This is a genomic window from Microcoleus sp. K5-D4, assembly GCF_036704575.1.
GTDB lineage: Bacteria > Cyanobacteriota > Cyanobacteriia > Cyanobacteriales > Microcoleaceae > Microcoleus.
Genome location: NZ_JAUBSD010000127.1, coordinates 1 through 13,808 on the forward strand (window position 1 = coordinate 1; position 13,808 = coordinate 13,808).

General features: G+C 48.0%; 11 protein-coding genes and 1 CRISPR repeat array. Of the genes, 8 read left to right on the forward strand and 3 right to left on the reverse strand.

The genetic code is table 11. The features are described 5' to 3' along the window. Positions 1 to 82: 82 nt before the first annotated feature. A CRISPR array of direct repeats spans positions 83 to 2,375; the repeat unit is 37 nt; unit sequence GCCGGAAAAAACCTAAAACCCTATCAGGGATTGAAAC. A gap of 80 nt (positions 2,376 to 2,455) precedes the next feature. Together QUA77_RS26755 and QUA77_RS26760 are read right to left on the reverse strand one after the other, a co-directional pair. Beyond that, a complete protein-coding gene (locus QUA77_RS26755; protein WP_333453584.1) occupies positions 2,456 to 3,661 on the reverse strand; it encodes a glycosyltransferase family 4 protein in 1,206 nt (401 codons plus the stop codon). Between the two features lie 101 nt (positions 3,662 to 3,762). Beyond that, positions 3,763 to 6,084 (reverse strand): IMS domain-containing protein, encoded by a 2,322-nt coding sequence (locus QUA77_RS26760; protein WP_333453586.1) that lies wholly within the window; start codon positions 6,082 to 6,084, stop codon positions 3,763 to 3,765. Positions 6,085 to 6,530: 446 nt separating this feature from the next. Here QUA77_RS26760 and pdhA point away from each other — a divergent pair, with 446 nt between their 5' ends. Both pdhA and QUA77_RS26770 read left to right on the forward strand, forming a co-directional pair. After that, complete coding sequence (pdhA, locus tag QUA77_RS26765; RefSeq protein WP_333453588.1) at positions 6,531 to 7,568, forward strand: pyruvate dehydrogenase (acetyl-transferring) E1 component subunit alpha; 1,038 nt, start codon at positions 6,531 to 6,533, stop codon at positions 7,566 to 7,568. A gap of 232 nt (positions 7,569 to 7,800) precedes the next feature. Next, on the forward strand, positions 7,801 to 8,055 hold the full coding sequence (locus tag QUA77_RS26770) for a hypothetical protein (RefSeq protein ID WP_333063129.1): 255 nt from the start codon (positions 7,801 to 7,803) through the stop codon (positions 8,053 to 8,055). Between the two features lie 124 nt (positions 8,056 to 8,179). Here QUA77_RS26770 and QUA77_RS26775 read toward each other — a convergent pair whose 3' ends face one another. After that, positions 8,180 to 8,638, reverse strand: coding sequence for an MrcB family domain-containing protein (locus QUA77_RS26775; protein WP_333063128.1), 459 nt, complete (start codon positions 8,636 to 8,638; stop codon positions 8,180 to 8,182). Positions 8,639 to 8,926: 288 nt separating this feature from the next. On the opposite strand from QUA77_RS26775, the gene rpmI reads away from it, so the two are divergent. The 6 genes from rpmI (at position 8,927) to QUA77_RS26805 (ending at position 13,711) form a co-directional block, all read left to right on the forward strand. Next, positions 8,927 to 9,124: a 50S ribosomal protein L35 gene (gene rpmI / locus QUA77_RS26780; RefSeq protein ID WP_006634164.1), complete on the forward strand. Its 198-nt coding sequence runs from the start codon at positions 8,927 to 8,929 to the stop codon at positions 9,122 to 9,124. A gap of 19 nt (positions 9,125 to 9,143) precedes the next feature. Beyond that, positions 9,144 to 9,500, forward strand: a complete 357-nt coding sequence (rplT, locus tag QUA77_RS26785) for a 50S ribosomal protein L20 (protein WP_006634165.1) — start codon at positions 9,144 to 9,146, stop codon at positions 9,498 to 9,500. A 272-nt stretch (positions 9,501 to 9,772) separates the two neighbouring features. Then, positions 9,773 to 10,303, forward strand: a complete 531-nt coding sequence (locus tag QUA77_RS26790; protein WP_333039646.1) for a tetratricopeptide repeat protein — start codon at positions 9,773 to 9,775, stop codon at positions 10,301 to 10,303. Between the two features lie 236 nt (positions 10,304 to 10,539). Beyond that, positions 10,540 to 10,917, forward strand: a complete 378-nt coding sequence (locus QUA77_RS26795; RefSeq protein ID WP_333039645.1) for a response regulator — start codon at positions 10,540 to 10,542, stop codon at positions 10,915 to 10,917. Further along, positions 10,914 to 11,522 carry a chemotaxis protein CheC gene (locus QUA77_RS26800; RefSeq protein WP_333039643.1) on the forward strand — a complete coding sequence of 203 codons (609 nt, stop codon included), beginning with the start codon at positions 10,914 to 10,916 and terminating at the stop codon, positions 11,520 to 11,522. The genes QUA77_RS26795 and QUA77_RS26800 overlap by 4 nt, the downstream gene beginning before the upstream one ends. Then, a complete protein-coding gene (locus QUA77_RS26805) occupies positions 11,519 to 13,711 on the forward strand; it encodes a diguanylate cyclase domain-containing protein (RefSeq protein WP_333039642.1) in 2,193 nt (730 codons plus the stop codon). Before QUA77_RS26800 ends, QUA77_RS26805 begins: the two co-directional genes overlap by 4 nt. The last annotated feature ends 97 nt before the right edge of the window (positions 13,712 to 13,808 follow it).

Genomic DNA, 13,808 nt, shown 5'->3' on the forward strand with positions numbered 1-13,808 from the left:
GGCTGGCATACATTCTAACTAATGAGCGCTTATTTTATATTTATATTATACAATCTAGCTGCGTATCAGCTTATCAATCCATGCCGGAAAAAACCTAAAACCCTATCAGGGATTGAAACTAACTGATGAAAAAGGTGATTTAAACAATCAAATGCCGGAAAAAACCTAAAACCCTATCAGGGATTGAAACCTTACAAACTGTTAAGAACTGGCGACGGGTGAGAATCACGCCGGAAAAAACCTAAAACCCTATCAGGGATTGAAACTCGATTCACTCTAAACGAAGACGTACATCCCAGTATGCCGGAAAAAACCTAAAACCCTATCAGGGATTGAAACTTTTGAACGATAGCGATTAGCCCGATGGCAGCACCTAAGCCGGAAAAAACCTAAAACCCTATCAGGGATTGAAACAGGAATGACCCAGTTTGGCACCTTACCTTCTTTGCCGGAAAAAACCTAAAACCCTATCAGGGATTGAAACCGATTCCCCCTCTGCCTATTGCGGGCAGGTGAGGCCGGAAAAAACCTAAAACCCTATCAGGGATTGAAACAAAGCTGGCACTTTTAACGCCTGCGGATTGCGTAACGCCGGAAAAAACCTAAAACCCTATCAGGGATTGAAACTCGGTAACGATGACGGCGCAATTGGGCGCTGGCAGCCGGAAAAAACCTAAAACCCTATCAGGGATTGAAACCACTAACACCCTGTTGAAAACCTTATCCAACTCTTCGCCGGAAAAAACCTAAAACCCTATCAGGGATTGAAACTGATAGTTGAATGCGTTTAAAGCCTTGCAGGGTAAGGCCGGAAAAAACCTAAAACCCTATCAGGGATTGAAACTAATGACTTACTGATTGCCCGAAATCTTCAAAGCTCGGGCCGGAAAAAACCTAAAACCCTATCAGGGATTGAAACGTTTGAGCCGCGGCGAAAGCATCCAAAATATTAGTAATTGGTAACGCCGGAAAAAACCTAAAACCCTATCAGGGATTGAAACTTCAACCTTAAGTTGTGTCAAACTCACTTCATTGAGCCGGAAAAAACCTAAAACCCTATCAGGGATTGAAACTAGTTTGCATTTTAGCTTTAGCTCCTTTTTGGTGGCCGGAAAAAACCTAAAACCCTATCAGGGATTGAAACTGCGCGTCGCGAATATCGCAAGGGCGTCTTCTCCCAATAGCCGGAAAAAACCTAAAACCCTATCAGGGATTGAAACCGTATAATGGCATAAGAAGATTTGAATGATTAAGCCGGAAAAAACCTAAAACCCTATCAGGGATTGAAACGGCATTAAATTTAATATCCTTCTCCGCCGGCTTGGGCCGGAAAAAACCTAAAACCCTATCAGGGATTGAAACCGGGATTAGCTTCGCGATAAGCTTTTGCCCAAAGCCGGAAAAAACCTAAAACCCTATCAGGGATTGAAACCGAAGCGCTTCCCGCTTCGCTCAAAAGCCGCAAAATGCCGGAAAAAACCTAAAACCCTATCAGGGATTGAAACAAAAGATGAGACAATTGATTGGATCGAAAAGGCAAAGCCGGAAAAAACCTAAAACCCTATCAGGGATTGAAACAGCAGCCCAAAACCCAAAGATTGAGGAAAACCAAAGCCGGAAAAAACCTAAAACCCTATCAGGGATTGAAACGAGTGCTACTCAATTATTATCACTCACACCCGCACGCCGGAAAAAACCTAAAACCCTATCAGGGATTGAAACCGATTCCATCAATAGCCTGGATCATTCCGATCGGCCGGAAAAAACCTAAAACCCTATCAGGGATTGAAACTCTGATGCTGACCTTAGCAATAAGCAGCTAACAATTTGCCGGAAAAAACCTAAAACCCTATCAGGGATTGAAACACAGCGAGGCCGGAACCAATCAGCGCCCATCATTATGCCGGAAAAAACCTAAAACCCTATCAGGGATTGAAACTTTATTCTTTCTTCCTAGGACATTATGACACAGCGCCGGAAAAAACCTAAAACCCTATCAGGGATTGAAACACGCCCGTTAGATAAGATGCGGCAGCAATAGAAAGCCGGAAAAAACCTAAAACCCTATCAGGGATTGAAACAACAAAGCCTACAGCAAAGGCGAACTTAAGGGAACTAAGCCGGAAAAAACCTAAAACCCTATCAGGGATTGAAACTTGCCACAATGTGGACACGGACTAGACTTTGAAGCCGGAAAAAACCTAAAACCCTATCAGGGATTGAAACTAATTTCGACGACCTTATAAAGTTAACTGGCAACTCGCCGGAAAAAACCTAAAACCCTATCAGGGATTGAAACGAATTATAAAAATCAGCAAGAGATTGACCCGCCGCAAATTCCGGAAAAAACCTAAAACCCTATCAGGGATTGAAACATTTTTAATTTGAGCTTGCGAATATTTTCGCTTTCGCCGGAAAAAACCTATTTCCCCATCTAGGGCTTGAAACGTCCAAACTACAAAATTATTGGCTCAAAAATAGACTTCTCCTTTTTCTTTTTATCTCCTCCCATAACCTCAAGCAATCGATCAACTACACGCCTCCAAGTAAAATTTTCAGCCACAAAAGCCGGGCCCGCAACCCTCGCTTTCGCAGCGATTCCAGGCTGTTCGATCGCCCTTTGCATCAAATCAGTCAAATGTTCCCACTCAGGAGCTAAGATATATAAGGTTTCCCCGTCACTCACCACAGCCGTAAATTTACTCTCAATCCGCTGTGCAAAGTTCGATCGCGTAAAATCATCCGTAGGGCCGCCCTCCGTGCAAATAACAGGCAAACCGCAAGCTGCAGCTTCCAACACCGGCAGATTAAAACCTTCTGCTAAATAGGGAGAAACATAAGCATCTGCAGCTTGGTAAAACTCTGCTATTTGAGCAAAAGATAGCTGGCTACCAGTATAAATTAATCTCGGTAAAACCCTCGCTCTTTCCGCATCGTTGAGCACAACTCGGCAGGCTTCCGCAATCTCGTCTCTCGACGGATAAAGCAGTTCAGAACCTTTTAAAACTAATCTCGCATCTGGATATTTGTCAACTACCGCAGCGAAGGCTTTTAATAAAGGGCGAATACCTTTGCGATCAGTTTGTCCTCCGATATTTAAAAATATAAAATAGTTTGACCAGCCGAAGCTTTCGCGCAGTGATTGACGCCGATCGCCTGCAGCAGGATAATAAATCTTAGGATCGACACCCAAAGCTACGACGGCAATGCGATCGGCCCCCACACCGCTGCGAATTAAGCCGGCTTTTGACCAAGCTGAAGGTGTAATAATTTTCGTTTCTGAGTTAACCGGAGTTTCGGCGATCGACTTAACACCCATCGCCTGTAATACTGAACTGGTAACAATCCCCCATTCTGTGGCTGCAAATACCCAAGTTTGAGCGCTGCGGGAGGCCGAGAAGTTCCACGGGCAGTACATTCGCAGGGTAACATCGGCTGACTGATTTACTGCAGGGTTCTTAATGCTGCGAAGTAATGTTTCATTTGGGCGATCGAACAAACTAATTTTCGTCTCCCAAGCCGCGTCAATGTAGGGCATATCGCGGTGGAAAAGATCTATTTGTCCTCGCCGCGGGCGAGCGAGCATTTCCAGCAGTTGAAATTGATTGGCTACGCAATAGGAATGATAAATAAAACGCCAGCCTTCAACAATAATCTGCAATTCAAAACTCCCGCTTTTGGAATTAAAAATTTAACTAATAATCAGAAATTGGTAATTAGCAAATAGCAAGCAGAAATTACCAATTACTAATTACCAATTCCTTACTTAATCACTTGCCAATCCATAATCCGCCACTGTCCCTCTTGGCGGATCAAGTCGTAGCGCACCCGCAGGTTTTCATTGCGCGAAGAAACGAGTTGAGAACGATCGAACACTTCGGCTTTTTCCCCAACTTGGGCTTCTACTTGGGCGCGATCGGGATTAGTCGGATTCGTCTTAACTCCATTAACTTCCAGCTTGTGTACATAACGCTGGTGCGCGTTGTTTCGCTGTTGAGCTTCTGCCATCAATTGCCAGCGAGACAAAGCCGGTTCTGTCAGAACTTGCTTTAATTCTTCAACAGCGTGATTGGGGCCCAAAGCCGCTGCTTTCGCCGATAGCCAGCTTTGAACTATTTGTCCGGCTGATTCCTCAGTGATTTCTCCCGACACTGCGCCTGCAGCGCTCGGCTCTGGGGCCGGGGCCAAGGCAGGGATTTCTAGGGGCGGTTCTTCCAGGCGGACTAGGGCTTGCTCTCCTTGGAGGGATGGGCCCGATAGGGCTTGCATCGCGCTAGCCAACAGACTGAGTATTAACCACAGGAGTAACAGGCTCAGAACACCTGCGACTAGAAACAAAGCCAGCCTGTTTGGAGGCATAGACTTGACTTTGGCGGTAAGTTCTGCTGCCTTGGTGCGCGCCCGATCGACCAAATCGCCCTTTAGCCCATTGCCGCTTGCTCCGCTGTGCCCTGAATGTTGGCGTCTGCGATGTTTGGAAGTCGATTCTGCTGGGTGTGGCACTGTAGCTATGGGGATAGAGACGGGGGCAACAGCGCTCGGCGCGCCCACCGTTGTCGGGGATTTCGCCCCCGAGGCTGCGCTGGAAGCGTCGCCCGGTACGGGGGTCAAGGTGACGGTACTGGCTCCCTGCTTGGCTGTGGGTGGCTGTGGGGGTATGGCAGCGGGTGATCTGCCTGCTGCTGGTTGCAGTCGCGCCGGGGGCTTGCCCGAGCGGGGCTGCACAACTACCCATTCGTTGGCGGTTTCGGCGTCTTGTGGCAAAGCTTCTAGGTAAGCTTGTACTTTCGGGTCAGCAAAGTAGTCTTTCAAGGACACTGACTCGTTGGCCAAGTCGCGGAAGTGGGGAAACACTTCTTCTTGTAGCCAGTGTTCGGCGTACAAGCACAGTCCGGGCAACAAGTCGGGTGAATCTTGGGAATGTTCGCGAATGAAGGCCAGGGGTTCTTTTTCCGAACTGAGTTCGAGGGATCGGCTGGCTTCTTCTGTCTGGCCCAGCAGCAGGGAACAGACGGCTTTTTCCAGGTGAACGTCTTGGCGGCGACCGAGCTGCATCAGCATCAGCTTGGCCCGACGGATCATCGATGGCTGTCTGGCGGCAAATCCTTGGGCTAACAGGGTGTAGACCGAGAGGTAAGTGGCGACTGCGGAGGGGCGGCCGGCTTCGGCTTCAAATAGCGCCTGCTGCTCGCTGCTGGTTAGGTGTTTACGCATTTGCTGCACGAACCGGAGGAAGTCTTCTATTCCTAAACCCGATCGATCGTCTCCCGAACCGTCGATACCGCCTCGTTCTTGAAGCATTTCTCGCAGGATTTGCAGTCCCCGGCGACGCTCGGCGACTTTTTCTTCGGGGAGTGATAATAGCTCTAAAATGTTGTACGGACGGAGTTTGTATATGTCGGCTTGCATTTCACCCCTCACGCTTGCAAATAGGCTTTCGCGCAGCAGCAATTCTTGACCTGCTTCTAATGATCTTGCGGCATTTTCGTACTGACCTTGCTGCCACTGTTCGCGGCCGAGTTCTAGACAGGCAAGGCTGACGGTTAAAACTATATCTGGCCTCACGAGCTGAGGGTCGCCGAAACGACCTTCTGCGATCGCGATGCTGCCATTGTTAAGATACGGGCGACCCAGCTTCTGTACGAGTTCGTATTCCCCCAGTTCTTGCAGTATGAGCAGGGCTCCTACGAATTGGTTGTCATCGATTTCAATACTTGGAGTGTGGGGGTCGGGAGCAGCCTCTAAAGCCTTGGACTCTGGCGGAGCGGTTTCTCCTGCGTCTTGCAGGAAGGTGGCCGTGCCTGCTGAGGTTTTTGACCTCTGGTGCTTGGCTTCCTGTGCGGCTTCCGACTCTCGATCGTAAGTTTTGGCTAAAAAACTGGCATCGTAAGCTTTGCGCCCCTCTGAGTCTGACAGAACGGCGCAGGCTTCATCGAGCAGTTGTTTGCGGGCGACGATCGCAACTTCGGAATACTCCCTGCGCGGAAGCTGTAAAGTTCGATCGCGGTGAGCCTGCTGCAACTGTTCGGCAGTAGCTTGAATCGGTAGACCCAAAATCCGGTAGTAATCTAGTGGAATTAACACTGTCCACTTCCCCAAAGCGCTAGCAACTGAATTAGCCTATCTTAAGTGACATACTCCCGCAAACCAAATCAAAAATTCTGGTGTTGGCTTCCAACCGCCCCATTCACGGTATGTTGGACTTGCCGTAGAGATCCTCTGATTTTTTTCCCTCTACAGCGTTTTACAGTGAGGAAAATGCAAAGGCCCACTGCCCGTCAGCTAAATGAGTGGTTTGACTCTTGAGCATTTTCGGGTTTGAGAGTAATGGAATTATATCATTCGTTTGCATCGGGTTTAGAGGGGAGTTGGTTCTCCGACTCCGGGCAATCCGCCCCGCCTGCCAAACTCATTTTAACAATTGGTGAACTGTTGCACAGAAAACGATCAAACGTTTTCTGCTGCGGTTGTGTCCCATCTGGGTTTAAATTTAGATGTCTAGGAAGCCGATCGTCGGGTATTAATTATTTATGGTTCAGGAACGGACTTTACCAGTTTTTGACGCGCAAAGCGTAACCATTTCTCGGGATGAGGGCTTGATGCTCTACGAGGATATGGTCTTGGGGCGCTATTTTGAGGACAAGTGTGCTGAGATGTACTACCGGGGCAAAATGTTTGGTTTTGTCCACTTGTACAACGGTCAGGAAGCTGTCTCTACTGGCGTGATTCGATCGATGCGCCGGGATGACACTGATTACGTCAGCAGCACCTACCGGGATCACGTTCACGCTTTGAGCGCGGGCGTCCCGGCGCGGGAGGTAATGGCGGAGTTGTTCGGGAAGGAAACTGGTTGCTCGAAGGGCCGCGGCGGTTCGATGCACATGTTTTCGGCCGAACACCGATTGTTGGGAGGTTATGCTTTTGTGGCTGAGGGGATTCCTGTAGCTACGGGGGCGGCTTTTCAATCGAAGTACCGCCGCGAAGCTTTGGGGGATGAGAGTTCTGATGGCGTAACTGCTTGTTTTTTTGGCGATGGTGCTGCAAATAACGGCCAGTTTTTTGAATGTTTGAATATGGCGGCTTTGTGGAAGTTGCCGATTATTTATGTTGTGGAAAACAACAAATGGGCGATCGGGATGGCCCACGAGCGAGCTACTTCTGATCCGCTGATTTACAAGAAAGCTCATGCTTTTGGCATGGCTGGTTTTGAGGTTGACGGGATGGATGTTTTGGCCGTGCGGGAAGTGGCGAAAGAAGCTGTAGCGCGGGCGCGGACCGGCGAGGGGCCGACTTTGATTGAGGCTTTGACTTATCGCTTTCGCGGCCATTCTTTGGCCGATCCTGATGAGTTGCGTTCTAAGGAAGAGAAGGAATATTGGTTCCCCCGCGATCCGATTAAGAAGTTGGCTGCTGATTTGATCGATCGAACTTTGGCAACTGCTGAAGAATTGAAAGAGATCGATAATAAAGTTCAAGCAGTAATTGATGATGCAGTCGATTTTGCTGAGAAAAGCGCTGAACCAGATCCTAGCGAATTGTATCGGTTTATCTATGCAGAAGATGAGTAAGCTGTTGTGCATTTAACTTGTATGTTTAGGGCAGCCAGGATGCCCACCCCACAAGAGTGATAGAACCCAGTAGGGACACGGCGAAAGCCTTTGTCCCTACTGCACTTCTTAAACCGAAAATACGCTGTAAGACTTACCTACAAACTCTAACTGTAGGGTGTGCACTGCGAACCTTACAAGCATAAATTAGGGCGAGAATCAAAGGTAGACTTTCTAGACGAAAAGAGGCGATATGATAAATCTCGCTCGCGATCTAATTCAACCCAGCAAAAATATGGGTGCAGTTCGAGCCGAAGTCAAGCTAAGGAATGCCATTGATGAAGCCTTAGTGAGTCTAGGAGTTCTCAATCCAAATCTGTTGCCCGTGTACGAAGCAGAAGCACTGATAGATAGTGGTGCAGTACGCACAGCTATTCTTGTAGAAGTCGGCGAACACCTCGGCTTAATTCGGAGTCAAGAAATAGCAAAATATATCGAATCAAGCTGAATATCGAGAGGTTCTGAAAATTCCCTGAGCTTTTCAGAACCAAGCTTATCTTTAAATAGTTGTGCTTGATCCCTTACCCAGGGCTGTTTCATTCTCTTGTAGGGGCTGCCCCCCGTGGCTGCCCCTATGTCTCAAACGCCTGTGAAGTCGTCTGTGGGGAGGTAGACATTCTTGGCACTACAAGAGTCAAAATCCCGATTTTCCTGAGAATGAAACAGCCCTGATCCCTTACCATGTCCCTCGACTTCCCAAGTCCGAACTTCTTTCTTTGATCTGCTATTCCTTGATTGAGAGAAAGATAAACGCCAGAGAAGTCGGCGCGAAATAAATAAACACAGTACAACCCCGACTGGACACTCTCAGTTACAAGCTTGTTAAATATTGCTATCCAAGGAACTTTAACCCAAGAACCATTCCCTGCGGAACCTTTTACGCTATATATTTCTGGTAATTCCAATGAAGCACTTATTGATTTCGGCACTACATTTTTGACATAACTAGCAAAGGAATGTCCCTTGAAGTTGTCATTACTGATCAATGGATATTCCAAAATGATTTTTTTAAGGGAGTCTCTAAGCGCCATAACCAATAATTAATTTTGCATTTTCAATTTAATTTATATAGTGCCTCACCAGCAGCTTTCAAATATTAACCCTGCGGATAATCCCGAGATATAACCCTTAATTATACCGCAACTGCGGTATAACATTTTATACCAGGTGTAAACTACCGCAAACTACCGCAAGATTACCCGATCGCGCATTATGTATATTGCCCCAAATACAGCGCTGCCCCTAACCCGCAAATCTCCCTTGCAGAAAGTACCACAAACGTGATACGGTAGAAGCTTGTGTCCAAATAACACCAGTCCATGCCAAAACTCAAAACTCGCAAAGCAGCCGCAAAGCGCTTTAGAGCGACCGGCAGCGGTAAGATTGTGCGCCGCAAAGCTTACAAAAGCCACTTGCTACAGCACAAAAGTTCAGCTCGCAAAAGCCGTCTCTCTAAGCTGGTCGTCATCGACGAGACCAACGATGCTAACGTGCGGTTAATGCTTCCATACTTGTAAAGTTTAACGGAAATTAAAGATGACACGGGTAAAACGCGGTAATGTCGCCAGAGCGCGCCGCAAAAAAATTCTCAAATTAGCCAAGGGTTTCCGAGGCGCACAGTCGAAACAGTTCCGCACAGCTAACCAACGGGTGATGCAAGCCCTGCGTAACGGTTATCGCGATCGCAAAAAACGCAAACGCGATTTCCGTCGCCTGTGGATTGCTCGGATCAATGCCGCATCGCGCCAGCACGGCACGAGCTACAGCAGACTGATCGGCAACATGAAAAAAGCCAACATCGAAATCAACCGCAAAATGCTGGCACAAATGGCGATTATTGACCCTGCAACATTCGGTAAAGTCGTGGAAATGGCTAATCGAGCCGGAGCCTGAAAGTTAGGTTACTTTTCAGAATGCACAAAGCAGAAGTAAGAAAGATTTAACTGTCTGCCAGAGAAGGAAAACTCCTGATGAATTTAGGAGGTTGAGAGCAATTTTCCTTCTTTGTTCTTACTTCTGGGTTGTTGCTTTTTCAGAAATCGCGATCGGGCCGATCGATCGCTATTTCCTTGTTTTTTATACAGTTGCAGAGGCAAATCTTAGAGATTGCTAGCGCATTAAAATAAATAAAACCTTCCACAGACCTACCTAAATTTAAGAAAAACATGGATAGTAATTTACTCATTGTTTACTTGTCAGTCCTGCTCGCTATACTCGGCAGCACTTCATGGTTTGTGGTGCGCCAAATTCTCAAAACTCGGAAGCTGGAAATGTCTCTGGAACGCTTAGAAAATAAGCTGACAGTAGAAAAAGGAACAGCACAGGAATACTACGAATTAGGAAGTATCTATCTAGATAAGAAGCTTTACTCCCAGGCGATCGTACTGTTTCAAAAAGCCCTGAAAGCCAAAGACTTAGAAGGCGAAGAAAATCAAGCTGTTATTTACAACGCCCTCGGTTTTGCACACTTTGGCCAAGAACAGTACGACATCGCAATCCGCCACTACAAAGAAGCCCTGAAGTTGCAGCCCGAATACGTTACATCTCTCAATAATCTGGGTCACGCCTACGAGCGCAAGAAATTAACAGCTCAAGCCTTGGAAATGTACGAACAAGCTCTCGCCTGCCATCCAGACAATACCACGGCAAAACAGCGAGTAGAGTCCCTCCGGAAGCGTTTGGTAATCTATAATTGAGCGCCCTTGTTAGAGCAATAGAGATCCCGCAAACCTGGTTTCATTCAGAAACCGGGTTTTTTCTTAACATAGTCCAAGATACTAAACTATCCCACACATTAATGCGTTAGTTTTTAAGAACTGGAATTCCGAGTGAAGCTCGATCACACACCGTCCCAGCACTTTAAATTACTGTCAAGATAAAAGCAGTACCTGCAACGCCGGTCAGTCCTAAACAATAGAAGGAGGAGAACGTAGTGACATCAATTCTCGTTGTCGAAGATTCGTGGTTGACTCGCAGGGTAATCTGCAAAATCTTGCGAGCAGAAGGATACGAGACTTGGGAAGCATCCAGCGGCCCAGAAGCTCTAGAACAGCTCGGCACTAAAACCCCAAACTGTATGCTCTTAGATCTGCTGATGCCAGAAATGGAAGGTCGAGAAGTTCTGCAAGCGATGCGCGATCGAGGATATAAAATTCCAGTGATCGTAATTACCGCAGACATCCAAGCAAGCACCCGCTCCGAGTGCATGGAACTCGGAGCCCTGGCAGTCATTCACAAAATGCCCAACTCAGATGAACTGATCGGGTGGATCAAAAAAGCTCTCAGTGTCAGCGAGGAGAGCACCCAATGAAATTAAGCACTCGACAGCTCGATGCTTTGCAGGAACTCGTCAACATCGGTATCGGTCAAGCCGCAGGGGTTTTGAACGACATGATCGACTCCCCGATTCGCTTGCAAATCCCCTATCTTCAAATACTGACTCCCATTGACGTGGAAGAAGAGTTAGAGCAGCACCTCAACGGCGAGCAAATCGCCGCTGTCCAGCTCAAATTCACAGGCTCCTTTGGAGGCATTGCCCAGCTAGTCTTTCCCACCAACAGCGCTGCCCTGCTGGTGACAATGCTTACAGGGGAAGAAGTTGGAACTCACGATCTTGATTCAGTCAAAATTGGTACGCTGAGTGAAGTGGGAAATATTGTAATTAATGGGGTCATGGGTGCAATCAGCAACGTACTTCAGCAGCGCCTGAACTACTCAATTCCCACTTATAGCGAAGGGACGATTGCTAGTTTGCTGGTATCTGGCGGTTTAGCTACTGATACAGTTGTTTTATTAGCTCAGACCAGTTTCATGATTGAAAGGCTTCACATTGAAGGAGATATCATTCTTATTTTCAATGTTAATTCCTTTGACACCTTGTTGACTGCTATCAATCAACTTGCCGGGGGTCTATGATTGAGGAGAGCAAAAGTATTAAGGAAAAGTTTGGGGTTCTCGACAGCGTACCAGTCGGCGCCTGCTTGCTGCAAGATGATTTTGTGGTGCTGTTTTGGAACACTTGTCTAGAAGAGTGGACTAAAATTCCCCGCAGCCAAATATTGGGAACAAAGATCACAACCCATTTTCCTCACCTGAGTCAGTTAAAGTACGCCACTCGCTTCAAGCAAATCTTTGCAGGAGGCCCGCCAACAATTTTTTCTTCTCAAATTCACAAACACCTGATTCCGGCAACTTGGCAAGACGGCCAGCAGCGAATTCAGCAAACTACTGTGACTGCTGTGCCGGCCCTAGAGGCTGGCATAGAAGAACAGGAGATTAGAGACTGGGTTCTCCATACTCTTGAGTTGGCATCAGACGGTACAGTCGGAGTCGGATCACCAAGAAGTGCTTTTTTGTCTAGGGAATCTGCACCCTCAGTTTCGTCATCGATATGGCCGGGCATCAATTCCCCATCGTTCTACGCGCTGCTGGTGATTCAAGACGTGACTGACCTCACCCACCGCATCCAAGCTTACCGCACAATGCGGGATCAAGCTTTGGAAGAAGTGCAAGTGCGTCAGCGGGTGGAGGAAGAATTGCGATCGAGCCAGCATTTCATCCAGCAGATTGCTGACGCGGCGCCTTATTTGCTATACATTTACGATTTGACCCAACAGCGAAACGTCTACGTCAACGGTCAAGCTTCTAAATTGCTGGGCTACACTCCCCAAGAAATTTTACAGATGCAAACTGCTTTGTACTCCAGTTTGGTGTACCCAGAAGATTTGCCGAGGCTCAAAGCCCACCAGCAAAAATTTCCCTCGACCCAAGACGGGCATATTTTGGAGTTGGAGTATCGCCTCAAACATCGATCGGGCGAATGGCGCTGGTTTCGCTGCCGCGACCAAGTTTTCGCCCGCACCGCCGACGGCTGCCCCAAACAAATTTTCGGTACCGCTCAAGATATCACCGAGTACAAGCGGGCAGAAGAGGCGCTGCGGCAGCAGAACGAACGAGAACTGCTGATGGCGACGATTACTCAGCACATCCGCCAGTCTCTGGATTTGGGCGAAGTGCTCCGCACGACAGTGACAGAAGTGCGTCAGTTCCTTCAGGCCGATCGAGTGATGATCGTGCGCTTTAACCCCTGTACCGGCAGTCTCTGCGCCGGTCCGGCGACGGGGGCGGTGACAGTCGAATCTGTAGCTCCCAACTGCCAGCCGATGTTGGGGGAAACCCTGGAAAATTTCTGTTTTGACCAGTTTTATCTCGAAGCGTACCAACATCGATCGATCCGACCGATCGGCGATGTTTTGGCCGCGGATTTGCCGCAATATCAAATTGACTTGCTCGCACAATTCGCGGTGAGAGCTTATTTGGTAGTGCCTTTAGTGCAAGGAGACGATTTGTGGGGGCTGCTGATGGCCCACCAGTGCAGTCCCCGGCAGTGGATGCAGTTGGAAGTAGAGTTGCTGTCTTCTCTGGCCACCCAGTTGGCGATCGCTATCAAGCAAGCAGAACTCTACCAGCAGTTGCAAGCCGCCAACCTCAAGTTAGAGCGCTTGGCAACTTTAGACGAACTCACACAGCTAGCAAACCGCCGCCGGTTTGATCAGTATTTAGAAATGGAGTGGCGCAGACAAGCCCGGGAACAAACGCCCATGTCCCTAATTCTGTGCGATATTGATTCTTTTAAAAGTTACAACGATACTTACGGGCATCAAGGCGGAGACGAATGTTTGCGACAAGTCGCCGGGGCGATCGGCAATGCAGTCAATCGCCCCGCCGATTTAGTAGCTCGCTACGGAGGCGAAGAATTTGCCGTTATTTTGCCAAATACCGCGATTCAAGGCGCCGTGATGGTAGCCAAACACATACAGCTCAAAATCGCAGCTTTGCAGGTTCCTCACGCTGGTTCTCAAGTGAGCCCATATGTCACTCTCAGTCTTGGCGTAGCGAGTATTGTTCCTGCATCTGAATCGGGAGCCGAAATTCTGATTGCCACAGCCGACCAAGCGCTGTATCAAGCTAAACGACTTGGGCGCGATCGTATCCAACTATACCAGCCTGATCCTGCTGGCAAGCCAAATGGCACAGGCACTTCGATACTTCCTGTAGATTTTTCTATACCTAACACTAATTTACCCTCTCCCACCAGCGCTTGAGGAATTGCCATATTTGTGGATTCCTAGGGCGTCGGTTCAGTATTAGGAGTTGACAAAAAAAGGAATTTATGAAATTAGCCAGTGCATGAGTTCGACT

Bases quoted from the DNA above. Each gene is read 5' to 3' on its own strand.
- rpmI (WP_006634164.1), top strand. From the start codon at position 8,927: ATGCCAAAACTCAAAACTCGCAAAGCAGCCGCAAAGCGCTTTAGAGCG.
- rplT (WP_006634165.1), top strand. From the start codon at position 9,144: ATGACACGGGTAAAACGCGGTAATGTCGCCAGAGCGCGCCGCAAAAAA.
- QUA77_RS26805 (WP_333039642.1), top strand. From the start codon at position 11,519: ATGATTGAGGAGAGCAAAAGTATTAAGGAAAAGTTTGGGGTTCTCGAC.
- pdhA (WP_333453588.1), top strand. From the start codon at position 6,531: ATGGTTCAGGAACGGACTTTACCAGTTTTTGACGCGCAAAGCGTAACC.
- QUA77_RS26770 (WP_333063129.1), top strand. From the start codon at position 7,801: ATGATAAATCTCGCTCGCGATCTAATTCAACCCAGCAAAAATATGGGT.
- QUA77_RS26775 (WP_333063128.1), bottom strand. From the start codon at position 8,638: ATGGCGCTTAGAGACTCCCTTAAAAAAATCATTTTGGAATATCCATTG.
- QUA77_RS26800 (WP_333039643.1), top strand. From the start codon at position 10,914: ATGAAATTAAGCACTCGACAGCTCGATGCTTTGCAGGAACTCGTCAAC.
- QUA77_RS26790 (WP_333039646.1), top strand. From the start codon at position 9,773: ATGGATAGTAATTTACTCATTGTTTACTTGTCAGTCCTGCTCGCTATA.